The organism is Microbacterium sp. Z6_144, assembly GCF_057197625.1.
The window spans coordinates 49,884-74,011 of record NZ_JBXVPT010000003.1 but is presented as its reverse complement, the minus strand read 5'-3'; the positions used below and the strand labels follow the sequence as shown (position 1 = coordinate 74,011).

24 protein-coding genes and 2 tRNA genes are annotated in these 24,128 nt (G+C 68.7%); 7 read left to right on the top strand and 19 right to left on the bottom strand.

All coding sequences use genetic code 11. The features are described 5' to 3' along the window. The 3 genes from AC2DGY_RS15660 to pknB are packed head-to-tail and all read left to right on the top strand — an operon-like array spanning window position 1 to window position 4,939. Complete coding sequence (locus AC2DGY_RS15660) at window positions 1-1,455, top strand: peptidoglycan D,D-transpeptidase FtsI family protein (RefSeq protein ID WP_484510695.1); 1,455 nt, start codon at window positions 1-3, stop codon at window positions 1,453-1,455. Continuing rightward, window positions 1,452-3,200 (top strand): serine/threonine-protein kinase, encoded by a 1,749-nt coding sequence (locus tag AC2DGY_RS15655; protein WP_484510694.1) that lies wholly within the window; start codon window positions 1,452-1,454, stop codon window positions 3,198-3,200. Before AC2DGY_RS15660 ends, AC2DGY_RS15655 begins: the two co-directional genes overlap by 4 nt. 35 nt (window positions 3,201-3,235) lie before the next feature. Then, a complete protein-coding gene (gene pknB, locus AC2DGY_RS15650) occupies window positions 3,236-4,939 on the top strand; it encodes a Stk1 family PASTA domain-containing Ser/Thr kinase (protein ID WP_484510693.1) in 1,704 nt (567 codons plus the stop codon). On the opposite strand, the gene AC2DGY_RS15645 is transcribed toward pknB, so the two are convergent. From AC2DGY_RS15645 to AC2DGY_RS15635, 3 genes are read right to left on the bottom strand one after another with little or no spacing between them, the layout of a single operon-like run. Further along, complete coding sequence (locus AC2DGY_RS15645) at window positions 4,917-5,576, bottom strand: anthranilate synthase component II (protein ID WP_484510692.1); 660 nt, start codon at window positions 5,574-5,576, stop codon at window positions 4,917-4,919. The genes pknB and AC2DGY_RS15645 overlap by 23 nt on opposite strands. Beyond that, window positions 5,573-5,728 carry a hypothetical protein gene (locus tag AC2DGY_RS15640; RefSeq protein WP_484510691.1) on the bottom strand — a complete coding sequence of 52 codons (156 nt, stop codon included), beginning with the start codon at window positions 5,726-5,728 and terminating at the stop codon, window positions 5,573-5,575. Before AC2DGY_RS15640 ends, AC2DGY_RS15645 begins: the two co-directional genes overlap by 4 nt. Further along, window positions 5,728-6,516 carry a class E sortase gene (locus AC2DGY_RS15635; protein ID WP_484510690.1) on the bottom strand — a complete coding sequence of 263 codons (789 nt, stop codon included), beginning with the start codon at window positions 6,514-6,516 and terminating at the stop codon, window positions 5,728-5,730. Before AC2DGY_RS15635 ends, AC2DGY_RS15640 begins: the two co-directional genes overlap by 1 nt. A 53-nt stretch (window positions 6,517-6,569) precedes the next feature. Between AC2DGY_RS15635 and AC2DGY_RS15630 the strand changes: the two genes are divergently transcribed. Then, window positions 6,570-6,809, top strand: coding sequence for a cell division protein CrgA (locus AC2DGY_RS15630; protein WP_484510689.1), 240 nt, complete (start codon window positions 6,570-6,572; stop codon window positions 6,807-6,809). A 59-nt stretch (window positions 6,810-6,868) separates the two neighbouring features. On the opposite strand, the gene AC2DGY_RS15625 is transcribed toward AC2DGY_RS15630, so the two are convergent. Both AC2DGY_RS15625 and AC2DGY_RS15620 read right to left on the bottom strand, forming a co-directional pair. Beyond that, on the bottom strand, window positions 6,869-7,795 hold the full coding sequence (locus tag AC2DGY_RS15625; RefSeq protein WP_484510688.1) for a rhomboid family intramembrane serine protease: 927 nt from the start codon (window positions 7,793-7,795) through the stop codon (window positions 6,869-6,871). A gap of 16 nt (window positions 7,796-7,811) precedes the next feature. Then, complete coding sequence (locus AC2DGY_RS15620; protein WP_484510687.1) at window positions 7,812-8,369, bottom strand: peptidylprolyl isomerase; 558 nt, start codon at window positions 8,367-8,369, stop codon at window positions 7,812-7,814. 101 nt (window positions 8,370-8,470) lie between these two features. On the opposite strand from AC2DGY_RS15620, the gene AC2DGY_RS15615 reads away from it, so the two are divergent. Together AC2DGY_RS15615 and AC2DGY_RS15610 are read left to right on the top strand one after the other, a co-directional pair. Continuing rightward, window positions 8,471-9,049: a DNA helicase gene (locus tag AC2DGY_RS15615; protein WP_484510763.1), complete on the top strand. Its 579-nt coding sequence runs from the start codon at window positions 8,471-8,473 to the stop codon at window positions 9,047-9,049. Beyond that, window positions 9,046-9,528, top strand: coding sequence for an aminoacyl-tRNA deacylase (locus tag AC2DGY_RS15610; RefSeq protein WP_484510686.1), 483 nt, complete (start codon window positions 9,046-9,048; stop codon window positions 9,526-9,528). Before AC2DGY_RS15615 ends, AC2DGY_RS15610 begins: the two co-directional genes overlap by 4 nt. A gap of 7 nt (window positions 9,529-9,535) precedes the next feature. Here the strand turns inward: AC2DGY_RS15610 and AC2DGY_RS15605 are convergent, their stop codons facing one another. The 10 genes from AC2DGY_RS15605 to AC2DGY_RS15560 all read right to left on the bottom strand — a co-directional run bounded on the left by AC2DGY_RS15605 (window position 9,536) and on the right by AC2DGY_RS15560 (window position 19,463). After that, window positions 9,536-9,964 (bottom strand): NUDIX hydrolase, encoded by a 429-nt coding sequence (locus AC2DGY_RS15605; protein ID WP_484510685.1) that lies wholly within the window; start codon window positions 9,962-9,964, stop codon window positions 9,536-9,538. 40 nt (window positions 9,965-10,004) lie between these two features. Further along, window positions 10,005-11,375 (bottom strand): NtaA/DmoA family FMN-dependent monooxygenase, encoded by a 1,371-nt coding sequence (locus AC2DGY_RS15600; protein ID WP_484510684.1) that lies wholly within the window; start codon window positions 11,373-11,375, stop codon window positions 10,005-10,007. A gap of 30 nt (window positions 11,376-11,405) precedes the next feature. Next, window positions 11,406-12,767 carry an NtaA/DmoA family FMN-dependent monooxygenase gene (locus tag AC2DGY_RS15595; protein WP_484510683.1) on the bottom strand — a complete coding sequence of 454 codons (1,362 nt, stop codon included), beginning with the start codon at window positions 12,765-12,767 and terminating at the stop codon, window positions 11,406-11,408. A gap of 106 nt (window positions 12,768-12,873) precedes the next feature. Next, window positions 12,874-13,470, bottom strand: a complete 597-nt coding sequence (locus AC2DGY_RS15590) for a TetR/AcrR family transcriptional regulator (protein WP_484510682.1) — start codon at window positions 13,468-13,470, stop codon at window positions 12,874-12,876. Between the two features lie 36 nt (window positions 13,471-13,506). Continuing rightward, window positions 13,507-14,892, bottom strand: coding sequence for an NtaA/DmoA family FMN-dependent monooxygenase (locus AC2DGY_RS15585; protein WP_484510681.1), 1,386 nt, complete (start codon window positions 14,890-14,892; stop codon window positions 13,507-13,509). Continuing rightward, window positions 14,889-15,902 (bottom strand): adenosine deaminase, encoded by a 1,014-nt coding sequence (add, locus tag AC2DGY_RS15580; RefSeq protein ID WP_484510680.1) that lies wholly within the window; start codon window positions 15,900-15,902, stop codon window positions 14,889-14,891. The genes AC2DGY_RS15585 and add overlap by 4 nt, the downstream gene beginning before the upstream one ends. A gap of 78 nt (window positions 15,903-15,980) precedes the next feature. Then, entirely contained in the window at window positions 15,981-17,036 is a 1,056-nt protein-coding gene (locus AC2DGY_RS15575) for an ABC transporter substrate-binding protein (RefSeq protein ID WP_484510679.1), read from the bottom strand. Window positions 17,037-17,128: 92 nt separating this feature from the next. Then, complete coding sequence (locus tag AC2DGY_RS15570; protein ID WP_484510678.1) at window positions 17,129-17,884, bottom strand: ABC transporter permease; 756 nt, start codon at window positions 17,882-17,884, stop codon at window positions 17,129-17,131. Further along, window positions 17,881-18,639: an ABC transporter permease gene (locus AC2DGY_RS15565; RefSeq protein ID WP_484510677.1), complete on the bottom strand. Its 759-nt coding sequence runs from the start codon at window positions 18,637-18,639 to the stop codon at window positions 17,881-17,883. Before AC2DGY_RS15565 ends, AC2DGY_RS15570 begins: the two co-directional genes overlap by 4 nt. Next, the gene (locus AC2DGY_RS15560; RefSeq protein ID WP_484510676.1) at window positions 18,636-19,463 is read right to left on the bottom strand and encodes an ABC transporter ATP-binding protein; all 828 of its coding nucleotides are present in this window, start codon (window positions 19,461-19,463) and stop codon (window positions 18,636-18,638) included. The genes AC2DGY_RS15565 and AC2DGY_RS15560 overlap by 4 nt, the downstream gene beginning before the upstream one ends. A 197-nt stretch (window positions 19,464-19,660) precedes the next feature. Between AC2DGY_RS15560 and AC2DGY_RS15555 the strand changes: the two genes are divergently transcribed. Next, on the top strand, window positions 19,661-20,905 hold the full coding sequence (locus AC2DGY_RS15555) for an MFS transporter (protein ID WP_484510675.1): 1,245 nt from the start codon (window positions 19,661-19,663) through the stop codon (window positions 20,903-20,905). A 5-nt stretch (window positions 20,906-20,910) separates the two neighbouring features. Here the strand turns inward: AC2DGY_RS15555 and AC2DGY_RS15550 are convergent. The 4 genes from AC2DGY_RS15550 to gyrA all read right to left on the bottom strand — a co-directional run bounded on the left by AC2DGY_RS15550 (window position 20,911) and on the right by gyrA (window position 24,109). Further along, window positions 20,911-20,983 (bottom strand) — tRNA-Ala (locus AC2DGY_RS15550). A gap of 11 nt (window positions 20,984-20,994) precedes the next feature. Beyond that, window positions 20,995-21,068: transfer RNA gene (locus tag AC2DGY_RS15545), tRNA-Ile, on the bottom strand. Between the two features lie 69 nt (window positions 21,069-21,137). Further along, window positions 21,138-21,542: a DUF3566 domain-containing protein gene (locus AC2DGY_RS15540; RefSeq protein WP_484510674.1), complete on the bottom strand. Its 405-nt coding sequence runs from the start codon at window positions 21,540-21,542 to the stop codon at window positions 21,138-21,140. Next, window positions 21,539-24,109 carry a DNA gyrase subunit A gene (gene gyrA / locus AC2DGY_RS15535; RefSeq protein ID WP_484510673.1) on the bottom strand — a complete coding sequence of 857 codons (2,571 nt, stop codon included), beginning with the start codon at window positions 24,107-24,109 and terminating at the stop codon, window positions 21,539-21,541. The genes AC2DGY_RS15540 and gyrA overlap by 4 nt, the downstream gene beginning before the upstream one ends. Window positions 24,110-24,128 lie beyond the last annotated feature (19 nt).

Genomic DNA, 24,128 nt, shown 5'->3' with positions numbered 1-24,128 from the left:
ATGACGAAAGAACTCAGACGACTCAGCATCCTGATGCTGGCGATGTTCCTGGCCCTGTTCGCATCGACCAGCGTCATCCAGGTGGTGCAGGCCGAGGACCTCGCCCGGAACTCCGCCAACACGCGCGCGCTGTACGACTCGTATGAGGTGCAGCGCGGATCGATCCTCGCCGGGGGCACCGCCATCGCCTCGTCCACGCCCTCCGACGACGTCTACAGCTGGCAGCGCGTGTACGTGGATGCCGACATGTGGGCCCCGGTCACCGGCTACATCAACCCCGTCCTCGGCTCAGCCACGGGGCTCGAGCAGTCGATGAACCAGGTACTCAGCGGCACGGCGGGTTCGCAGTTCCTCTCCCGCCTGGACCGCATCGTCACCGGTCAGCCGCCGCGCGGCTCCAACGTCGAGACCTCCCTCGACCCGGCCGTGCAGCGCGCCGCGTACGACGCGCTGTCGGGTCTGGAGGGGGCCGTTCTCGCGATCGAACCCGACACCGGACGGGTCCTCGCCATGGCCAGCACCCCGAGCTTCGACACGAACGCCCTCGCCTCCCACGACACGGAGGCGGTCGAGGCGACCTACGACGCACTCGTGGCCGACGAGGCCGACCCGCTGGCCAACCGGGCCATCGGCGGTGCCCTGAATCCGCCGGGCTCCACGTTCAAGCTGGTCGTGGTCTCGGCGGCGCTCGCCTCCGGACAGTACACGCCGGAATCGACGCTCCCCAACCCGGCGATCTACCAGCTGCCGCAGTCCTCGCGCACGGTTCGCAACGCCAGCGGCGGAACCTGCGGCCCCGGCGAGGAGGTCACCATCGCGGAGGCGCTGCGGCTCAGCTGCAACATCCCGATGGCGGAGCTCGCCGTCCGCCTCGGCGATGACGCCATCCGCGACGAGGCGGAGAGGTACGGCTTCAACCGCTCCTTCGAGCTTCCCCTGACATCGACGGCCTCGACGTATCCGAGCGGACTGGATGACGCGCAGACGGCGCTGACCGGATTCGGCCAGGGACAGGTGACCGCGACGCCGCTGCAGATGGCGATGGTCTCGGCAGGGATCGCCAACGGCGGAACGGTCATGAACCCACGGATGGTCGACGCGGTCATCGGCCCCGATCTGACGGTCCAGGAGACCGTCGAGAGCACCGAGTTCGGGAGGGCCCTCGAGGAGGACCTCGCGGGTCAGCTGGCGCGGATGATGGTCGCCAATGTCAGTGACGGTGCCGCCTCCGGTGCAAGAATAGACGGGGTCGAGGTGGCCGGTAAGACGGGCACCGCGGAGAACGGCGACCGCCCGTACACGCTGTGGTTCACCGGCTTCGCCCCGGCAGTTGATCCGCAGGTCGCCGTCGCGGTGGTCATCGAAGCGGGCGGCGGACAAGGACAGTCGGGAAGCGGGAACACCATCGCCGCTCCTATCGCGAAGAAGGTCATGGAGGCGGTGCTGGGAAGATGAGACCGACACAGGGTGTGACCTTCGGTGGACGCTACGAGCTGGAGTCGCGGGTCGCGATCGGCGGCATGGGCGAGGTGTGGGAAGCCACCGACCACGTCATCGGCCGTACGGTGGCGATCAAGATCCTCAAAGACGAGTACATGGGCGACCCGGGCTTCCTGGAGCGCTTCCGCGCCGAGGCCCGCCACGCCGCGCTCGTCAACCACGAGGGCATCGCGAGTGTGTTCGACTACGGCGAGGAGGCCGGCAGCGCCTTCCTCGTCATGGAGCTCGTCCCGGGTGAAGCGTTGTCGACGATCCTCGAGCGCGACGGGTCGCTCTCCACCGACCAGACGCTGGACATCGTCGCTCAAACGGCAGCCGCCCTCCAGGCCGCTCACGCGGCAGGTCTCGTGCACCGCGACATCAAGCCCGGGAACCTGCTGATCACGCCCGACGGACGCGTGAAGATCACCGACTTCGGCATCGCCCGCATCGCCGACCAGGTGCCCCTGACGGCCACCGGCCAGGTCATGGGCACCGTGCAGTACCTCTCTCCCGAGCAGGCGTCGGGTCACCCGGCATCACCCGCCACCGACATCTACTCCCTCGGCATCGTGGCATACGAATCCCTCGCCGGCCGGCGGCCCTTCACGGGGGAGTCGCAGGTGGCGATCGCGATGGCGCAGATCAACGAGCAGCCGCCTCCGCTGCCGTCGACCGTGCCCGAGCCCGTCCAGCGGCTCGTGATGGCGATGATCACGAAGAAGCCCGAGGAGCGCCCGGCCTCGGCCGCCGCGGTCTCCCGGGCGGCAGCGGCGCTTCGCCGTGGCGATCTGACGGCCGCCATCGCGGCGGTGCCCGCCATCGGGGGCGCGTCCGCCGCCGATGAGGTCACGCAGCTCCTCACCGCGGGCGCCGACACGGCGGCCGCCACGCGACTGCTGCCCTCCCCCACGGTGATGACGACGGCGGAACACACCGAGGAGGATGCGGCGACGCAGAAGCGCAAGCGCAGCCGCTGGACCTGGCCGCTGGTCGCCCTCGTCGGGCTGCTCCTTCTCGTCCTGGCCGGCACGCTGATCGCTTTCTTCGTCAACCAGGAGCCGGCGGCTCCCGCGCCGTCGACCAGCGCGCCGAGCACACCGCGACCGTCGCAGAGCTCTGCAGCGCCATCGCCGACCTCCAACCGCATCGATGTCGACGCACTCGGGCTGTTGGGACAGGACTGCGACACGGCAATCTCCATCGCTGAGGAGGCGGGCGTCGAATCCGTCTCCTGCACCATCGCGGATCCCGCCCCCACGGCGGAGCAGGTGGGCCTCGTCTACCGAATCGACCCGCGCGGCTCCATCGAGCCCTCGCAGCAACTCACGCTCACTGTGTACGGGGATCAGATCGCCCTCCCCCAGCCCTCCGCGCCCAGCCTTCCCGAAACGGTGGATCCCGGCGCCAGCGCGCAGGTCACCTGGGGCGGCTACAACTGCCCCGCCGGCACCGGCTCGGTCAGCTCATACAACCTGACCGCCACGAACGGCACGTTCTCGACCAACGGCCAATCGTCGGCCGCCTTCACGCCGAACGCCCGCAACGCAGATATCACTGTGAGCAGCGCCGCCGGCGAAACCCTCATCGTCACATATACCGTGACGTGCTCGGGCGGTGACGGTCAGCAGCGCGATTCCGGCCCATCACCCGAGGCGAACGCGCCCATTGCGGAGGAACCGGCCCCCACTCCCACTCAGTCCCCAACGACGAACGGATAAGCTGAGCCCTTGTTCCACCACCGGGGGAGTGCACCGTGACGACCGAGCCGCGCGTGCTGTCCGGCCGCTACCGCGTCGATGAGCTCATCGGCCGTGGCGGCATGGCCAGCGTCTTCCGCGGTTACGACGTCACGCTCGGCCGCGAGGTCGCGATCAAGATCTTGCGGCGCGATCTGGCCGAGGACGCGACCTTCCGCACCCGATTCCGCCTCGAGGCGCAAGCAGCCTCGCGCATGGCGCACCCGGCCATCGTCCGGGTGTTCGACGCCGGCGAGGACTCCGAGATCGGCTCCGACGGTGAACCCCACCCGGTGCCCTACATCGTGATGGAACTGGTCCACGGCAAGCTGCTGAAGGACATCATCGACGAGGGCCCCGTGCCTGAGAACGATGCCCGCCGCTATGTCGACGGCATCCTCGAGGCTCTGGAGTTCTCCCACCGCGCCGGAGTCGTGCACCGCGACATCAAGCCCGGCAACGTCATGGTCACCGACGCCGGTCAGGTCAAGGTGATGGACTTCGGCATCGCCCGGGCCGTCTCGGACTCGTCCTCGACCGTGGCCGAGACCACGACGATCCTCGGCACCGCGGCGTACTTCTCACCCGAGCAGGCCAAGGGCGAGCCGGTGGATGCCCGCGCCGACCTCTACTCGGCCGGGGTCGTGCTCTACGAACTCCTCACCGGTCGGCAGCCGTTCCGGGGCGAGTCCCCGGTGGCGGTGGCCTACCAGCACGTCAGCGAAGCGCCGATCCCGCCGTCGGAGATCACCGACACCGTCTCGCGGGCCTTGGACGCCGTCGTGCTCCGCGCCCTGGCGAAGGATCCCTTCCAGCGCTTCCCGGATGCGGCGACGTTCCGGGCAGCCCTCGAGGCCACCGTCGAGGGGAAACAGCCCAGTAAGCGTCAGCTCGGCGCGCTCACCAGTGAGCTGTACGGGCCGAATCCCCGCCAGGCGGCCGAAACCGCCCGGTCGTTGCGCCAATTGAGCACCGACACGACCATGCGCCGTACGCAGTCCGGACCACCGGTCGCGTGGATCTGGTCGGGCGTCGCGCTGCTGGCGGTGCTCCTGGTCTCCGTGCTCATCTGGACCATGTCGATCCGCACCGGCACCACCGAGGTTCCCGGCGAGGCTCGCGTGGTCCCCGATGTCACCGACGTCGCGTGGGAGCGTGCCGATGAGCTCCTGACTGCCGAAGACCTCGTCGCTGTCCGGGTGGACGAGCCGAGCGAGACCGTGGCCGTCGGAAACGCGATCCGAACCGAGCCGGGGGTGGGGGTCTCGGTCGCCCCGGGCGACCAGATCACGGTGTACGTCTCACGCGGCGAGGAGACGGGGGTCGTGCCCGCCCTCACGGGGATCCCCGAGGAGTCCGCGCGTCAGGCCCTGTCCGACGCCGGGCTCGTCGTCGGAGCCATCCGCCAGCGCAACGACCCGAACGCCGCGGCCGGAACCGTGCTGGAAGCCGAACCGCCGGAGGGTTCGTCCGTGCCGCTGGGAACGGCGGTGAACCTCGTGGTCTCCACCGGCCGCGTGGTGATCGTCGACTACACCGGGTACACGCTCGACGCGGCGACCCGCCAGCTCGAGAGCCCCGACATCGGGCTGACGGTCCTCTCCGCGGAGGATCCCTCCTGCGCAGCGGCGGCCCCGCCGACCGTCGCGGGTCAGTCGATCGGCCCGGGTGAGGTGCCGATCCATTCGGAGATCACGCTCACCGTCTGCTCGGGGCCGTAACCGCTCCGCCGGGATGCAGCGCACCGCCGCGCTCATCGGCCCCCGCCATCCCGGCCGACGCCAGCCAGTTGCCCAGGAGCCGGTGACCGCCTTCGGTGAGGATGCTCTCCGGGTGGAACTGCACGCCCACGATCGGTGCGGTGCGATGGGCGATTCCCATGATCACGCCCGACTCGGCCACGGCCGTCACCACGAGCGCGTCGGGCAGCGACTCCGGCACGATCGTCAGCGAGTGATAGCGCGTGGCCGTCAGCGGCTGCGGCAATCCGGCGAAGACCCCCGAACCGTCGTGGTCGACGAGCGAGGTCATCCCGTGCATCAGCTCAGGGGCGTGCGCGACCGTCGCCCCGAACGCCACGCCGATGGCCTGATGGCCGAGGCAGACCCCCAGGAGCGGGACGCCGGCATCCGCCGCCGCGCGCACCATGGCGATGGACGAGCCCGCGTGGCCGGGGTCTCCCGGGCCGGGCGAGACGAGCACGGCGTCCGCGCTGCGCACGACGGATGCGGCGTCCTCCGGGTCGATGGCGTCCGCTTCGACGAGGGCGACCTCCGCGCCGAGTTCTCGCACGTACCCGGCGAGGGTGTGCACGAAGCTGTCGTGGTTGTCCACCACGAGCACGCGGAACCCGGTCACTGGACGGTGACGTCCTGGGGGTTCACGTACTGGCTGACCCACGGGAAGGCCCAGAAGAACAGGCCGTACACGACGGCGGCGATCAGGACGATCAGGATCAGGACGCGGATCCACCACGGGCCCGGAAGCACACGCCACAGTGCGCCGTACATCAGCTCGCCGCCTCGGTCAGGGCCGCCGGCGGCTGGCCGGCTGAACGCGGTGTGAAGGACTCGAACAGACCGTAGGCGACGATCCGCTCGGTCATGGCGTACATGGGGCTGCAGCTGGTCAAGGTGATGTATCGCTCTCCGGCGGGGACGTCGGGCTTTCGGGGCACGTCCAGCAGCACGTCGACAGCGTCGGGCGTGACGTACTCCAGGGTGCGGAAGCGGTAGGTGTACCAGCCCTCTTCGGCCTCAACGATGATCGCGTCGCCGACGCGCAACTCCGCGATCCGGTTAAAAGGGGCACCGAAGGTCGTGCGGTGCGCGGCGAGGGCGAAGTTCCCCACCTCGCCGGGCATGGCGGCATCCGGATAGTGTCCGATGCCGATCGGATCCAGGGTGCGCGCGCGGGTGACACCACCGGCGATCGGGGGCTCGTACTCCGCTCCGAAGCGCGGAATCCGCATCACTCCGAAAATCTCGGCGTCCCCCGGTTGCGGGAGGATCACCGGCTCCACCGCGACAGCCTCAGTGGGCGTCTCCGGCGTCTCCGGCTGGTCAGCCGGTACCTCGGGGGTGTGCTGCTGCTCCCACTGCTCGGAGAGCTCGGACCCGGCCTGGTTCTTCTCGGCCGCGTAAATGACGTCGCCGATCCACATCTGCCAGGCCACATAGAGCAGCACGACAACGCCGACGGTGATGAGCAGCTCGCCGAGGACGCCGACGACCGAGACGCGCCCGCGCGGTCGCGGGCGTCGCGCACGCCGGGGTCCCGATTCCACGGTCGTCTGCACGGTGCGATCTTATGGCCACGGGCTATGCGACGGCTGGCAGTTAGACTGTCGGCATGGCACGTACTGGCAACGGCGACGACCCGATCGCCGATCGCAGCGAGAAGGACACCGCCCCCAATCCGGTGTGGTTCCTGCCGGTGATGGTCGGCCTCATGGTGATCGGCCTGGTCTGGGTGCTCGTCTTCTACCTCAGCGGCACGAATCTCCCGATCCCGGGCATCGGGGCGTGGAACCTGGCGATCGGCTTCGCCATCGCCTTCATCGGCTTCCTGATGACCACGCGCTGGCGCTAATTACACCGGTGTTATTCGTCCACACGTGTGAATAACCCTGTGGATAACTTTCGTCTTCGTCACGCGTAGAGCACAGGCGGCAGCGCGAAAAGCCCGGCCAGCACCACGGTCAGGGCGACCATCAGGCCGACCTGCAATCGGCGTTGGCTCCGGACGCGCGTCCGGGCGTAGATGAGCCCCACCGCAGCCCCCACGATCAGTCCGCCCAGGTGCGATTGCCACGAGATCTGGATGGACGCGAGGGCACTGCCGAACGAGCCCGTCCCGACCGCGGAGACGAGCGCGAGAACGAACGGCAGCGCGAAGTTCACGGCGATGAGGATCGCGATAACCCTGATGTTGGCGCCGATGTGGCGGCCGATGACCAGGAGCGCGCCGAACAGACCGAAGATCGCCCCGGATGCTCCGACCACCGCCACGTTGGGGGCCAGAAGGGCGACCGCGAGTGACCCCCCGGCAGCGCTCAGCAGGTAGAGCAGGAGGAAGCGGGCGGCGCCCAGGAGAGGCTCCAGGCTGCGGCCGATGAACCACAGCGCCAGCATGTTGAGACCGACGTGCCAGAACCCGTCATGGACGAGCGCGACCGTCAGCACGCGCCACGGCTGGAAGTACCCGCTCACCTGTGGATAGAGCGCCGGCGCGAAGAACGACAGGAAGCCGTCCACGACGCCGCCGACGCCCGGAATGAGCGTCACGACGTACACGAATGCCGTGAGGGCGATGATCGAGTAGGTCACCACCGGGCGACCGGACCCAGCCGTCATCGCGACCGGTCGCGACCAGCGTCGCTCCGCCTTGCGCTGCGCGGGCGTCGCCGCGGCGCGCTGCTCGGCCAGGCACTCCGGGCAGATGACCCCGACCGCGGCCTGCGTCTGACACTCCGCGCAGATGGTGCGCAGACACCGCTGGCAGAGCACGAAGCTCTGCCGATCTGGATGCCGATAGCAGAAGTTGTCGCGGTTGCGGCGGAATTCGTCCGTGGTCACCGCCGGGATCCTCGAGTCAGGCCGGGACGACGTCGATCGAGGAGATGACCACCGGCTCGATCGGGCGGTCGCCCGCAGCCGTCGGCACCGCGGCGATCGCATCCACGACGGCGCGGGACGCATCGTCGGCGACCTCACCGAAGATCGTGTGCTTGCCCTGGAGCCACGGCGTCGGGTCGGTGGTGATGAAGAACTGCGAGCCGTTGGTGCCCTCGAGGTCGCCGGTGATGGCATTGCGCCGCATCCCGGCATTGGCCATCGCCAGCTTGTACGGGGCGTTGAAGTCGAGCTCGGGGCTGATCTCGTCGTTGAAGTTGTAGCCCGGTCCGCCCACACCCTGACCCAGCGGGTCGCCGCCCTGGATCATGAAGCCCGGGATGATGCGGTGGAAGATGACGTCCGAGTACAGCGGCCCTTCGCCGGGCTGACCGGTGGCGGGATGCGTCCACGCCTGCGACCCATCGGAGAGCCCGATGAAGTTCTGCACGGTGCGGGGGGCCTGGTCCCCGAACAAATTGACGACGATGTCGCCCTGGTTGGTGTGGATGGTGGCGACGGCGCTATGGGAAGGCATGGGTACATTCTCGCAGAGTTATCTGCAAGCCCCTCCGTCCGGCGGAGGCCGCGTCTGGCAAGATGGGCGGATACGTCCCCATCGATCGGGAGGGCACCACCGTGAGCGTCAGCCGCAAGCGTAAGAAAGAACTCCGCAAGCTCCAAGAGCAGGCGACCAAGCTGTGGGAATCGCAGCAGGTCCTGCTGGGCCAGAGCGCGAACGTCGCCCGCGAGGCCGGGCGCCAGATCAGCCACTACGGCCGCGAGCAGGTCGTCCCCGCCGTGCAGCAGAGCTACGGCAGGTACGCGGCGCCGTACGTCGGCAAGGGCGTGCAGTTGTCCCGGCACCTGCTGACCGACACGGTGGTACCCGCCGCCGGCGCCGTCGTCGGATCGGCCATGTCGGTGTGGGATGCCGCGAACGACACCCGCACGCGTCTGTCCTCAGGACACGGCCTGGCGCTGCCCGACCCGAAGACCTACGCGAAGAAGGCCGACAAGTACAGCCAGCGGGCCACCAAGGCGATGTCGGCCAAGTTCGCCCCGCCGAAGCGCTCCGGTATCGGTGCCGGGGGTGTCGTCGCCATCGTGCTCGGCGTCGCTGCCGCCGCCGGCGTCGTGTACGCCGCCTGGCAGACGCTGCGCGCCGACGACGAGCTCTGGGTCGCGGACGACCCGCTGCGCGCGCCGGACGCGTGAGCGAAGACCCCACCGCCCGGGTACGTGCCGCCGCCGCCGAGCGGGGGCTCGAGATCGAGGTCATCGAGCGCCCCCCGGCGTCGGGGCTCGCCGAAGCGGCGGGACTCCTGGGCGTCACTCCCCGCGACATCGTGAAGACCCTGGTGGTCAAACGGTCCGACGACACGTACCTCTTCGCGCTCGTGCCTGGCGATCGGGCGATCTCGTGGCCGAAACTCCGCGCGGTCGTCGGCGTGAACCGGTTGCAGCTTCCCGACCCCGAGCGGGCACTGGCGGCCACGGGCTACGAGCGGGGCACCATCGTTCCCATCGGCAGTACGACGGACTGGCCGGTCTACGCCGATGAGCGGATCGTGGGGCGCCGCATCGGCATGGGGGCGGGCGCCCACGGCTACAGTCTCTTCGTGCAGGCCGACGCCCTCATCGCGGCCTATGGCGCCACGGTGGCCGACATCACCGGAGACGCCCCCGCCGGTTGACGCGCGATCAGTCGATCAGACCCGCCATGCGCAGTCCGATATCGACCAGTTTCACGCGGGGAAGCTCCGTGATCTGCGGGAGCGAGAACCACGCCGCGCGGTCGGTGGACCCGCCGATCTCGGATTGCAGTCGCCCGCCCGTCACGTGCGCGCGGTAGACGATCCGCAGCGTATGCAGGGGGCCCGTGGCATCGTCGGCGATCCGGTCGGCGGCTGGAATGACCCGCGAGTGCACCCCGAGCAGGTCCTCGACGGTGACACGGAAGCCCGTCTCCTCCCGCACCTCTCGGCGGGCGGCGTGTTCGGGGTCCTCGCCCGGCTCGAGCCCGCCCCCGGGGAGCGTCCACGCCGGGTGACGCCCCTCGTTCCAATGCGCGAGCAGCACCCGGCCCTCCGCATCCGCGATCACGGCGTACGCGGCGACCCTCATGTCCATAAGGCGAAAGCCTAGAGCTGGGCGGCGCCGCCCAGCCACCTCAGACGGCGGCGGACAACGCCGCGGAGCGGAAACGAGCCCCCGGATGCGTCTCCGGGAGGCGGGTGTGTCCCTCACCGAACAGGTGCTCGCGAAGCGTGGTCCCGGGGAGCTCGTCCTTCAGCAGTCCACGCCGCCGCAACTCCGGCATCACGTGGCGGAAGAACATGTCGTGCGACCCGTCGACTTCCGGCTGAACCAGGAAGCCGTCGGCTCCGGTCTCCTCGATCATCGCCACAGCCTGGTCTACCGCCTCCTCCGCGGTGCCGAGGAACGGCGTGCCCATGACGCCGTTGGCGCGGAACTCCTCCAGGATCTCCCGCACCGTCGGAGCGTCCGGCCCGAGGAAGCGCTCGATGTTGGTGCGCCCGTTGTCGCTGTCGGCGGCGCTGGCGGGGATCGGCTTGTCACGGTCCAGGGAGAGAAGGTCCACCCCCGTGAAGTACGCGTACATGGTCGCAGCCTGGTCGAGGGTGATCCGATCGATCTGCTCCTGATGCTCGGCGCGTGCGGCCTCGCGGGATTCGGCGATGCGGAACGTGCCGGCGATCAGGCACTTCACCGCCTCCCGCCCGCGCCCGTTCTCCTCGGCACGGCGACGGATGTCCTCGATCTGCGCAGCGAGCGCCTTGGACTCCGCCGCGAGGAAGACGGCCTCGGCATACTTCGCGGCGAGCGCCCGGCCGGCCTCGGACGCCCCGGCCTGGAACAGGGTGGGGGTGACCTGCGGGCTCGGCGGCGTGACGAGCACACCCTTCGCTGAGAAGTAGGGGCCGTCGTGAACGATCTCGTGCACCTTGTCCGGGTCTGCCCACGTGCCGCTCGTCCCGTCCTTGATGAGCGCGTCGTCGTCCCAGCATCCCTCCCAGAACTTCAGCGACAGCTCGACGTGGTCATCGGCACGGGCGTAACGCTCGTCATGCGGGATCAGCGGCTCACCGAACAGCAGGGCGGATCCCGCCTGGGCGGAACCCGTCACGATGTTCCACCCGATGCGGCCTCGGGAAAGGTGGTCGAGGGTCCGGTACTGACGCGTGACGACGGGCGGTTTCTCCACGGTCGTCGACACGGTGGTGACCAGGCCCAGCTTCTCCGTCACCGCCGCCATCGCCGACATCAGCATCTGCGAATCGACGCTCGAGAATTGCACGTTCTTCTCGATGGCGGTGGGGACGATGCCGCCGTGAAGGGTGGGATAGCCGTAGGAGTCGGCGAGGAAGAGAAAGTCGGCGCCGGCCTCCTCGCACGCTCGGGCGAGGTCGGTCCAGTAGCTGAGATCCGTGAAATTCCGCTCGAGCTCCCGGCCGGGGATGCGCCAGGTGCCGCGCACCCCTCCGCCTTGGAACATACCGATGCTCAGCTTCTTGGTCACGGCTTCTCCTCTCGGGGTGGGGATGGCGCGTCAGACGAACGCGGGGACGGATCGGAAGGCGGCGCCGGGATGCGTGGGCGCAAGGTGCGGGTCGTCGGTGCCGGACAGCCGCTCTCGCAGTGTCATCGCGGGGGCATCGGTTCGCACGTGCCCGCGCGAACGCAGCTCCGGCATGACCAGGTCGAGGAACGTGTCGAACCCGCCGGTGTGGTCGGGCTGCACGGCGAAGCCATCGGCACCGGTGGCGGCCAGAACCTCTTCCGCCTGGTCGACCACGGAGGCCGGGTCTCCGACCAGCGGAGCCCCCATGACGCTGTTCCGTTGGAACTCCTCCAGGATCTGCCGCACCGTGGGGGCGTTCGGACCGAGGAAGCGTTCGACGTTGGTCCGCCCGGTCTGAGTGTGCACGGCGGCGGGGTCCATCGGCTTGTCCGGGTCCATGGTGGACAGATCCAGACCCGTGAAGAACGCGTACGAGGCCGCGGCATCGTCGAGCGACACGGCGGCCCGCCGGCGCGTCTGGAGCTCGTGCGCCTCCTGGGTGGTCTCGGCGACGACGAACGTGCCGGCGACGATGAACTTGATCGCCATCGGATCGCGCCCGTATGCCTCCGCCCGACGACGGATGTCGGCGACCTGGGCGGCGAGGGCAGGCACCTCTGCCGCCAGGAACACCCCTTCGGCATACCGGGCCGCCAGGTCGCGACCGGGTTCTGATGCTCCGGCCTGGAAGAGGGTGGGCGTGCGCTGCGGCCCGGGCGGCACGTTCAAGATCCCCTTGGCGGAGAAGTGCGGCCCGGAATGCTCGATCTCGCGGACCTTCGACGGGTCGGCATAGATGCCCGCCGCCCGGTCCAGGACCACGGCGTCATCGTCCCAGCATCCCTCCCAGAGCCGCAGCGACAGTTCGACGTGGTCGGCGGCGATCTCGTACCGCAGGTCGTGATCGGTGAGCGGAATGCCGAACAGGCGCGCCGATGCGTTCTGTCCTGCCCCGGTGACGACGTTCCATCCGATCCGGCCGCGGGTGAGGTGGTCCAGGGTCGCCATCTTCCGGGCGACCATCGGCGGCATCTCCACGGTGGTGGACAGCGTCGTGACGAAACCCAGACGCTCGGTGACCGCGGCCATCGCAGGCAGGATGACGGTGGGGTCGGCCTTGGGGATCTGCACGCCGCTGCGGATGGCGGCGGCCGGGATCGCATCATTGACCACCGGATACCCGTAGTCGTCGGCGAAGAAGATGAAGTCCACTCCTGCCTCTTCCAGGCGGCGCGCCATCGTCAGCCAGTGGTTCATGTCGAGGAAATCCGGCGAGGTGTTCTCCGGCAGCTTCCACCCGCCCATCAGTGCCGCGCACTGGAACATTCCGATCTTCCACGGCTCCGACATGAGCGCTCCCAAAAGTAGGTGAACCAACGATGAACTGAACAGTTCACACCCTAGGGAGGGTTTGTTTCCCCCGTGTCACACGCAGAAGAAAGAGCGGTGACCGCGGTCAGCCGCGCTGGCTCGCGACCGCGACGACCTGGAGGCGGTCGATCATGCCGCGCACCGCGAAGGAGTACGTCGCCGTCAGCTCCCCGGGGTCGGCCCCGGACAGGAGGAGGAGCTGGAGCCCGCGCCACAGCGCGACGACCTCAAGTCCGGCCAGTCTGCTCGCATCCGCGTCGTAGCCTTCCGACCGCATGATCGCGGAGACCTGATCCGACCACATGGAGCCTTGACGACCGAGGAAGACATCCCATTTTCCGGTCTCTCGCATCGCGATGCCGAAGCGTTGGAAGTAGAGGCGGAGCCACGGGTGGTTGGCCGGATCCGAGAGGTCGCGCCAGGCCTGCACGAGTCGTGCCTCGAGGTCCCCGGGCCGCGCCAGGCGGTCGAAGAGAGCGTGCAGCCGCGGGAACTGCTCGAAGGCACACGTCGACGCCTCATCCAGCAGCTCCTGCTTCGAGCCGAAGTAGTAGAGGAGCATCCGGTTGTTCGAACCGATCTTGCGGGCCAGCGCGCTGAGACTGAGGTCGATGAGCCCCTCGCGGAGGATGAGGTCGACGGTCAGCCCCAACAGGCGGTCTCGTTCCGAGGGCGCGTCCACGCGCCCCATCCTAAGGTGCGCCTCTCCGGGTGGGCCTCAGGTGCGGACCCGGCCGAGGACCGGGTGATCGACACCGAGCCGGTCGCCCGGGCGCCCGGAGAGCCGCTCCCGGAGGGAGTTGCCGGGGCGCCCCGCCGAAACGCGTCCTCGCTCGGCAAGGATCGGCATGACGAGTCGCCCGAAGTCCGCCAGATCGTGCGGGGGGAAGACCGGCTCGATGAGGAACCCGTCCAGCCCGGTCTGCGCGGCCAGCGCCTCGATGCCGTCGGCGACCTGCGTCGGGTCGCCGGTGAGGCGGAACCCACGGGTACCACGCCCGCGCAGTTCGTCGAGGATCTCCCGGACGGTGGGCGCATCCTCGCCGAGGAACCGCTCGATGTTGCTCGTGCCCATCTGCCCGACCGGCCCGCCCTCGTCGAGCACCTGCTGCAACGTCCGGTCGGGGTCGAGCGCGAGAAGGTCGATGCCGGTGTTCCCGGCGTAGAGGGTCGCCACCACGTCGTCACTCTGCATTCCGTCGAACTGCGTCTCGAGCGCGCGGGCCTCCTCCTCCGTCTCGGCGACGAAGACCGTGAGCCCGGCCATGAGGAGGATCGACTCGGGCTCCCGCCCCGCCTCTGCCGTGAGACGACGGATGTCGGCGACGGCGGCAGCGGTCCGCGCCGGAGTGGTGCCCTGCACGAACACGCACTCCGCGTGGCCGGCGGCGAAGGCGCGTCCCGTCGGAGAGGTGCCGGCCTGGAAGAGCACGGGCGTCCGCTGCGGCGACGGCGGCGCGGCGAAATACCCGCGGGTGCGGTAGTGCTCGCCCTCGAAGACGATGCGGTGCACGCCGTCCCGGCGGGCGAACAACCCGCTCTCACGATCGGCGACGAGAGCGTCGTCGTCCCAGCCCTCCTCCCAGAGGCGCGAGGCGAGCTCGACGTACTCCGCCGCCATCGCGTACCGGGTGTCGTGCGGAACGATCGCGTCGTGGCCGAACACCTCGGCGACGGCGTTCTGCGAGGCACCCGTGACGATGTTCCAGCCGATGCGCCCGCCGGTGAGGTGGTCGAGTGTGGTGAACCGCCGGGCGAGGGCGGCGGGGTGGTCTACGCCCGTCGTCTGGGTGACGACGAAGCCCAGGCGGTCGGTGTGCTGGGCGAGCAGGGGGAGGATGTAGTCGGGGTCGAGCCCGGAGAAGTTGATCCCCTTGGCCACCGACACGTCCGACAGGTCGCCGTCGATCACCGGGTATCCGTACCCGCCGGCGAAGAAGAGGAAGTCGAAGCCGGCGTCTTCGATCACGCGCGCCATCCGGATCCAGTGCTGCGGGTCGAGGTAGTCGATGCTGTCGCTGAGCGGATGCGGCCAGCTGTAGGTGCCACCCACCTGCGGGCCCATCACCTCGAAGACGCCGAAGCGCAGCGTCTTCCCGGTCATGCGAGCCACGCGTCGATGCGCGCCTTTGCCGCCGCCTTCACGTCGGCGGCAGCGCTCGTGGTCTCGATCGAGGTCCAGGCGCACGCGGCGAGCTGCTGGTCGGTCAACCCGAGGACGGTGCGGCACAGCTCGTACTCGGCGAGGATGTCGGGGCCGAAGATGATCGGGTCATCGGCGTTGATCGAGCACCGCACCCCCGTTTCCAGCAAACGCGGCAGCGGGTGGTTCCGGATGTCGTCCACGACGTCGAGCAGGTGGTTGGAGGTGGGGCACACGTCCAGGGGGATGCCGCGCTCAGCGAGCGCCGCCACGAGCGTCGGGTCTTCGATCGCCCGCACGCCGTGCTGGACCCTGGTCGCACCGAGCACGTCGATGGCCTCCCACACCGATTCCGGCCCGACCAGCTCACCGGCGTGCGGCGTCACGTGCAGGCCGGCCTCTCGCCCGATGGCGAACGCGTCGGCGAAGTCGGCGCACGGGAAACCGCGTTCGTCGGCGGCGAGTCCGAGAGACACCACGCCGCGACCGGCCATCTGCGCGGCAGCCTCGGCGACGACGATGGACCGGTCATAGCCTGCGGTGCGGTCGATCGTGGCCATCAGGCCGAACGAGATCCCGTAATGCTCCGCCGCCGCGCCGGCGAAGCCCGCCATCGCCTCCAGCGCCGCGACGTCGGAGCCGTAGAGCGGCGCGTAGAAGGTCGAACCGACTCCGAGCTCGACATAGACCACCCCCTGCGCCGCCTGATCCTGGAAGATCTGGTCGATGAGGAGACCGAGATGCTCGGCATCGCTCATCACGGTCAGGAGCGTGCGATACACCGTCGAGAACTCGGTGAACCCCGAGAAGATCGTCGTCTCCGGCACCGGGACATTCATGCGCGCCGCCAGCTCGATGAGAGTCGCCGGGCGCATGGCCGCCTCCATATGCAGGTGGAGGTGCCCTTTGGGAAGGGCGAGCAGGTCGCGGGTCGCGCCGGTCTCGGTCGGGCTGTCGGCGGTCATGGTCATGGCGCGGGCTCCTTGTCGGGCTGTGGGGGAAGAGAGGTGGGGGGAAGAGGTGGGGGACGCGAGCGTCCCCCACCTCGTTCACTCGAGACTGGCGAGGGCCGCCTCGAGGTAGCTCATGTCGATGTACTCCTCCGGGTCCGGGATGCCGACGAATCCGGCGGCCTCCAAGGCGGGGTACATGGTGTCGCGCATGAGCTCGGCGTCCATCCAGAACAGCGGGTCGCCGTACTCCCCGACGACGAGGGGCTGCTGCAGCTCGTTCTCCCTCGTCTGCTGGACCAGGTCGAGGCCCAGGTCGGCGCCGTACTTCTCGACGGCGAGCGTCGCCCCGACGGCCGGGTCGTCACCGTTCTCCTCCCAGCCCCGCACGGACGCGCGCAGGAACTTCTCCATGAGGTCGCCGTTCTCCTCGACGTACGCGGAGTCGCCGAAGACGACGTTGCCGTACAGCGGCATCCCGAAATCGGCATAGAGGCTGACGACGTAATCGTCCTTGGACAGGCCGTACTGCTCCTCGAGCATGATCGGCTGGTTCGTCGCATACGCGGTGTACGCCACCCCCTGACCCTCGACGAGGGGCGCGATGTCGAACCCGACGGGGATGAACTCGTAGTCCGGCTCGAGGCCGGCGAGGGCGAAGATGGCGTCGTAGGTGATCTGCGTGCCCTCCTGCCCGAGCACGGTCTGCCCGACGAGGTCTTCGGCCGTCCGCACGGGGTGGTCCGCGAGGGAGACGATGGCCCCGGGGCTCTCCTGGAAGAGGGCGCCGATCGCCGTCCAGTCGTTACCCGCCTCGAAGCTCATCAGCCACGACTGCGTACCGGGGACGATCCCGAGGTCGGCGTCGCCGGCCGCCACGGTGGCCATGGTGGTCGGGGCGTTCGGGCCGCCGCCGATCCACTCGATCTCCAACCCCTCCTCCTCGTAGTAGCCCTTGTCGTCGGCGATCCAGAAGCCCGCCCACTCGACGTTGTTGATCCATCCCAGCGAGACACGGATGGTGGTGAGCTCCTCACCGTCCTCGCTGGTTCCGGCTCCGGCCGATCCGGCACAGCCGGCAAGGCCCAGCGCTGCCGTGAGGACGACCCCGACGACGGCTGCGCGTGCGCTCCGGCGTGTGGTGATGCGTGACATGGAACTCCTTTCAAGGGGTGGAACGACGGCTGCTCTCGGGTGAGGCGAGCCGCGCGCGAGGTCGCGCCCGGGGCGAGCGGGCACGAAGGTCTTCAGGTCACGCGGGCATCGACCCGGCGCTCCAGGACGCGCGCTAAGGCGAAGACGGTGACCGACACGATGGTCGCGACCACAGCCGTTCCCCACGCACGGTCCATCTCCATGTAGCTGCGGGCCTGGGAGAACAGGGCACCGAGTCCCTCGGTGCCCATCAGGAATTCGGCCAGCATGGCGGCGAGCACGGCGCTCGGGGCGGTGATCCGTACGGCGACCATGAGGCTGGGGAGCGCATGCAGCAGCCCGAGCCGCCCGAGCAGCTGCATCTTGTTCGCGCCGAGCACGCGGAACAGGTCGCGCCCGGCATCGGGGATCGACGCCAGGCCCGACAGGGTGAACACGAACGCGGGGAAGAAGCAGATGAGGGCGGTCGAGGTGAGCACTGCCGGGTCGCCGTATCCGACGATGCGGGCGATGATCGGGATCAGCGCGGTGATGGGCACGGAGCGGATGATGAGCGCCGTCGGGGTGACCACCCCGGACAGGGCCGCCGACCACCACACCGCGATGGCGCCGAAGAACCCGATGGCCGTGCCACCGACGAGCCCTCCCAGTGACATCAGAAGCGTGTAGCCCGTCGAGGGTGCGTACGCGTCGAAGTGGCCCACGATGTCGGCGATCACGCCCCACGGCCGCGGGGCGACGGTGGACGTGAAGCCGTTGAGCACGACCCACAGGTCCCACGCGATGAGAACGAGTGCGATCGGCCACAGGTGGAGGAGGCCCAGACCGAGCGAGCGCAGCCGGCTCATGCGAATCTCCTGACGGCCAAGCGTTGCAGGTACACGAAGACGAGGTAGGCCGCGAGCGACATGATCGTCGCCGCGAGGGCGGCGGACCACAGCAGAGCCATCTGGAAGTTCTGCATCGCACTGACCAGGAGGAGGCCCAGGCCCATGGGGGCGCCGAACCATTCGCCGATCGTGGCGCCGAGGATCGCGGCGGGGGCCGCGAGCGCGAGCCCGTCGAAGAACGCCGGCACGGCTCGGGGTACCTCCAGGCGTGCCAGTCGCTGCCAGCGGCTGGCACCGAAGACCGTGAAGACGTCCTGCTGTGCCGGTGGCACGTTCGCGAACCCCGACGTCATCGTGACGAACAGGACGAAGCCGACGCTCAGTGCGGCGATCACCATCGGAGTGTCGTCGCGACCGACGGTGGTGATGAGCAGCGGGGCGAGCGCGATGGTCGGCACGGCGTGAAGGATCGAGGCGAAGCGATCGAAACCCGACCGGAGGACCGGGATCACCAGGGCGAGGGCGGCACCGAGCACGGCCACCGTGACGCCGAGAAGGAAACCCTCCGCCGCGGCGGTGAGCGTCACGAGGCTGTTGCGCCACAACAGGCTCGCCCCGGCCGGCAGGCTCACGTACGCCAACACGTCGGTCAGCGGCGGCCACGCCCTGCCCAGCAGTCCGAACTGCCCGATCAGCTCTGCGCCCAGCACGAGGATGACCACGCCGCTGACGGCGTAGAGCACGCTCCGTGCGAGCGAAGGGGTCCTCGTCACGCGGCGGCTACGTTCGCGTCCAGCAGAGCGGTCAGCTCGTCCACGAGTTCGTGGAAGTGCGGGCTCCGAGTGGTCGCGGCATCGCGGGGACGAGGGAAGTCGATGTTCTTCACCTCACGCACCTGTCCGGGGCGTCCGGTCATCACGAAGACGCGATCGGCCAGGATCAGGGCCTCGTCGACGTCATGCGTCACGAGAATCGTGGTGATCTGCTCCTCGCCCCAGATGCGTGCCAGTTCGGCATTCATGCGGCGGCGGGTGACGGCATCCAGCGCGCCGAACGGCTCGTCGAGCAGAAGGAGGTCGGGGCTGAGCGCCAGCGCACGCGCGATCGACACGCGTTGGCGCATGCCACCGGACAGCTGCTTGGGCCGCGCCTTCTCGAAGCCGGAGAGGCCGACGAGCTCGATGAGCCCATCCACGCGGGCATCGTCGACGGGGCGTCCGGCCACCTTGTACGGCAGGGCGATGTTGGCACGCACGGATGCCCACGGCAGCAGCGCGTGCTCTTGGAACGCGACCCCCAGCCGGTGCTGGCGACTCAGCTGCTGCGGATCGGCGCCGAAGATCTCGACCTCGCCGCTGGTCGGAGTGTCCAGCCCCGCGGCCAGGCGCAGCACGGTCGATTTCCCGCACCCGGAGGGGCCGATGATGGCGACGAACTCGCCTTCCTTCACCTCGATGTCGATGGCGGCGAGCGCATGAACCGTACGCTTACGGCTGAGGCGGAAGACCTTGTCCGCCGCGCGGATGGAGACCGCCGTCCGCGCGGGGGTGGTGGACGGCGAAACCTCTACGCCTGCGGTGATCGCTGCGATGGACATCCGGGCTCCGTTTCGGTCGAGAGAACTCGTCCAGATCCCGGGGGTACGGGTGGAGCGGATCGATGCCCGGGAAGTGAACCGATTAGTTCACATCGTAGGGACGGCCTGTTTCGTCCGGGTGTCGCGCCGATGCGGCGTCTGTTACACGTGGGAGAACGAAACCGGCGGAGCAACGATCCCGCGGCAGACTGGCCGGTATGACGAGCCCTTCCTACCCGGTGGTGTCCGTGCTGCGGACCCGGCATACCGGGTATCTGCTGTTCACCTCCCTCCTCGGGCGGCTCCCCGGCGCGATGGCGGCTCTCGCGATCGTGCAGCTCGTCCGTTCGACGAGCGGGGATTTCGCTTTTGCCGGCCTGATCACGGCCGTCTACGTCGTCGCAGGCGCCGTCGGACAGCCGCTTCTCGGCAGGCTCATCGACCGGTTCGGCCAGGTCGCGGTTCTCGCCGTCAGCGGCATCCTGAGCTTTCTGGCGTTCACCGGGATGGCCTTGACGCTCGACCCGGCGCCGGTCGCGGCGGTTGTGCTTGCGGCAGCCGCGGGAATCTTCACCCCGCCGCTCGAGCCGGCGCTTCGTGCACTGTGGCCGCGGCTGGTGAGCCCCGGTCCCCCGCTGAAAGCAGCCTTCAGCTTGGACGCCGGCGCCCAGGAGATCATCTTCATCATTGGCCCCCTGCTGACCGTCGCCGGTATCGCCGTCTTCGGCCCGACCGGCAACCTGCTGTTCGCCGGCGGGCTCGGCCTGATCGGTGCCCTCGCCTTCATCATCAACCCCGCCCCACGAGCTGCCTCGATGAAGCGGCGCGGCGACGGCGCCGCACACAGCGGCGTCCCATCGCCCATCCTCATGCCCGCCGTTGCCCGGGTCGCGGCATTCACGTTCGGCATCGGCGTTCCCGTCGGAGCGCTCACGATCATTGCGACCGCCTCCGAGGAGGCTCGAGCCGAGGCCGGACTGGCCGGGTGGATTCTCGCCGTGAACGCCGCCGGCGCTCTGATCGGCGCAACCGTCGTCGGCATCCGACCGCTCGGCTCCACGCCCGAGCGTCTGCTCACCCTGTGCGGCATCCTTCTTGCTGCCGGGTATCTCCCGCTCGCCGTCAGCGCGCTTCCGACGTGGGCCTACGTCGTCGCCGCGGGAATCTCGGGGCTGATGCTCCCTCCGACGCTGGGTCAGGTCTTCGAACGCATCTCGCAGCTCAGCCCGTCCGCTGCTCTCACCGAGGCGAACGCCTGGGTCGTCAGTGCCATGACTCTCGGAGTCGGCGCCGGTACGCTCGTGGCCGGCGTGATCGTCGGCGCGTCCGGCACATCGGCGGTGATGTGGATCGTTCTCGGTGCATCCGCGCTCACGGCGCTGCTGTCGCTGATCGCCCTGCCGAGCAGATCATCCTCGCTCGTCTCAGGAGACGCAGAACGCCTTGCATCCCGGGGTTTGTAGCGGAGTGGAGCCTAGCGGATTCGAACCGCTGACATCCTGCTTGCAAAGCAGGCGCTCTACCAACTGAGCTAAGGCCCCGGGACTGAGGGTGGGGCTACCAGGACTTGAACCTGGGACCTCTTCATTATCAGTGAAGCGCTCTAACCGCCTGAGCTATAGCCCCGAATCGTGACTGACGACATGTCGTCAACCTCGAAGACTTTACCGGATCACCCGGTGAAATCCGAATCGGTCAGTTCGAGGTGAATCCGACGAGAAGTCCGCCGGTCACCTTCACCGCGAGGTTGTAGATCCCCGCCACGACCGCGCCGAGCACGGTCACCACGACGAGGTTCAGGATGGCGACGATCGCGGCGAACGCCATCACCTGCGGCAGGCCGACGAACTCCCTGATCGACACGCCGCCGTCGGAGAAGCTCGTGAAGAACTCGTCGACGCGCTCGATGAGACCCGTGGTCTGCACGACCATGAAGATCAGGAAGAACGACACCACCGTCACGATCGCCATGGCCACCGCGGCCAAGAAGGAGAGCTTGAGCGCCGACCAGAAGTCGATGTAGACCAGGCGCAGACGCACCTGCTTGGCACCGGTCTTATGGGTCGACTTCTTGGCGAGCTTGTCGGCTACCGTGCTCATGCGTCAGTACTCTCCTCGGGGCTGTCGGAGGCGGCGGATGCGGCCGCTTCGGGTGCGGCATCATCGGCGGCGAGAGCCTCCGGCGTTTCTGTCAGGCTCCGCTCGCTATTGCGGGCGATCGCGATGATGCGGTCGTCCTCTCCTGCTCGAGCGAACACGACCCCCATGGTGTCGCGACCCTTGGCAGGCACCTCGGCCACGGAGGAGCGTACCACCTTGCCGCTGGCAAGAACCACCAGGACCTCGTCCTCCTCGGAGACCATGAGACCGCCCGCGAGATCGCCGCGATCATCGCTCAGACGCGCGACTTTGATGCCCAGTCCGCCACGGCTCTGCCCGCGGTACTGGTCGACCGCCGTGCGCTTGGCGTACCCGCCCTCGGTCACGACGAAGACATATCCGCCCTCACCCACGACCGATGCCGACAGGAGGCTGTCGTCGGCGCGGAAGGACATCCCCTTCACGCCCTCGGTGGAGCGGCCCATCGGGCGGAGGGAATCATCGGATGCGGTGAACCGCAGCGACATCCCGTGCCGGCTGATGAGCATGATCTCGTCACCGTCGTCGACGAGGAGGGCGCTGACGAGCTCGTCGCCTTCGCGCAGCTTGATCGCGATCACACCGCCCTGGCGGTTGGTGTCGTATTCCACGAGGCGCGTCTTCTTCACCAGACCGCCCCGCGTGGCGAGGGTGAGGTAGGTGGCCACCCCGTAGTCGCGGATGTCGAGGATCTGCGCGATCTCCTCATCCGGCTGCAGGGCGAGCAGATTGGCGACGTGCTGGCCCTTGGCATCCCGGCCGGCCTCGGGAACCTCGTAGGCCTTGGCACGGTAGACCCTGCCCTTGTTCGTGAAGAACAGGAGCCAGTGATGCGTGGTCGTGACGAAGAAGTGCTCCACCACGTCATCGGCGCGGAGCTGGGCGCCCTTGACGCCACGACCCCCGCGGTGCTGAGAGCGGTAGTTGTCGCTGCGGGTGCGCTTGATGTACCCGTCCCGCGTGACCGTGACGACCATCTCCTCCTCGGGGATGAGGTCTTCCACGCTCATATCGCCGTCGTAGCCGGCGAGGATCTCCGTGCGGCGGTCATCGCCGAACTTGTCGACGATGACGGTGAGCTCATCGCGGATGATCCGCCGCTGGCGCGTCGGGTCGCCGAGGATGTCGTTGTAGTCCGCGATGCGGGCCTCGAGGTCGGCGGCCTCGTCCATGATCTTCTGGCGCTCGAGGGCCGCGAGGCGGCGCAGCTGCATGTCGAGGATCGCCAGCGCCTGTACGTCGTCGATCTCCAGCAGGGTCTGCAGGCCGGCGTTGGCCTCCTGCACCGTGGGCGAGCGGCGGATGAGGGCGATGACCTCGTCGAGCGCATCGAGCGCCTTGAGGTAACCGCGCAGGATGTGCATGCGCTCTTCGGCCTTGCGGAGGCGATAGCGCGTGCGGCGCACGATGACCTCGACCTGGTGCTCGATCCACAGCGAGATGAACCCGTCGAGCGGGAGCGTCCGCGGCACGCCGTCGACGATCGCGAGCATGTTCGCGCCGAAGTTCTCCTGCAGCTGCGTGTGCTTGTACAGGTTGTTCAGCACGACCTTGGCGACAGCATCCCGCTTGAGCACGATCACGAGGCGCTGCCCGGTGCGGCCGGAGGACTCGTCGCGGATGTCGGCGATCCCGGTGATCTTGCCCTCGCGGGCGAGGTCACTGATCTTCACCGCGACGTTGTCGGGGTTGACCTGGTACGGCAGCTCGGTGATGACCAGGCACGTCCGGCCCTGGACCTCCTCGACGTTGACGACCGCGCGCATCGTGATGGAGCCGCGCCCGGTGCGGTAGGCGTCCTTGATGCCGCGGGTGCCGAGGATCTGCGCGTGCGTGGGGAAGTCGGGCCCGGGGATGCGGGCGGTCAGAGCCTCGAACAGCTCCTCGCGCGTCGCATCCGGGTGATCGAGCGCCCACACCGCGCCCGAGGCCACCTCACGGAGATTGTGGGGCGGGATGTTGGTGGCCATTCCCACCGCGATGCCGACCGAGCCGTTGACCAGGAGGTTCGGGAAACGCGAAGGCAGCACGACCGGCTCCTGCGTCTGCCCGTCGTAGTTGTCCTGGAAGTCGACGGTCTCCTCTTCGATATCGCGCACCATCTCGAGCGCGAGCGGAGCCATCTTCGTCTCGGTGTAACGCGGGGCAGCGGCGCCCTGGTTGCCGGGCGAGCCGAAGTTCCCCTGCCCGAGGGCGAGCGGGTAGCGCAGCGACCACGGCTGCACGAGGCGCACGAGGGCGTCGTAGATCGGCGCGTCACCGTGCGGGTGGTAGTGCCCCATGACCTCGCCGACGACGCGGGCGCACTTGGAGAACGACTTGTCGGGACGGAAGCCGCCGTCGTACATGCCGTAGATCACGCGGCGGTGGACGGGCTTCAGGCCGTCGCGCACATCGGGCAGCGCGCGCCCGACGATCACGCTCATCGCGTAGTCGAGGTAACTGCGCTGCATCTCCAGCTGCAGGTCGACCTGGTCGATCTTGCCGTGCTCGTGGGCCGGTGTGGCGGGGCGTTCTTCGTCAGCCATGTCTTCTCAGTTCTTCGTA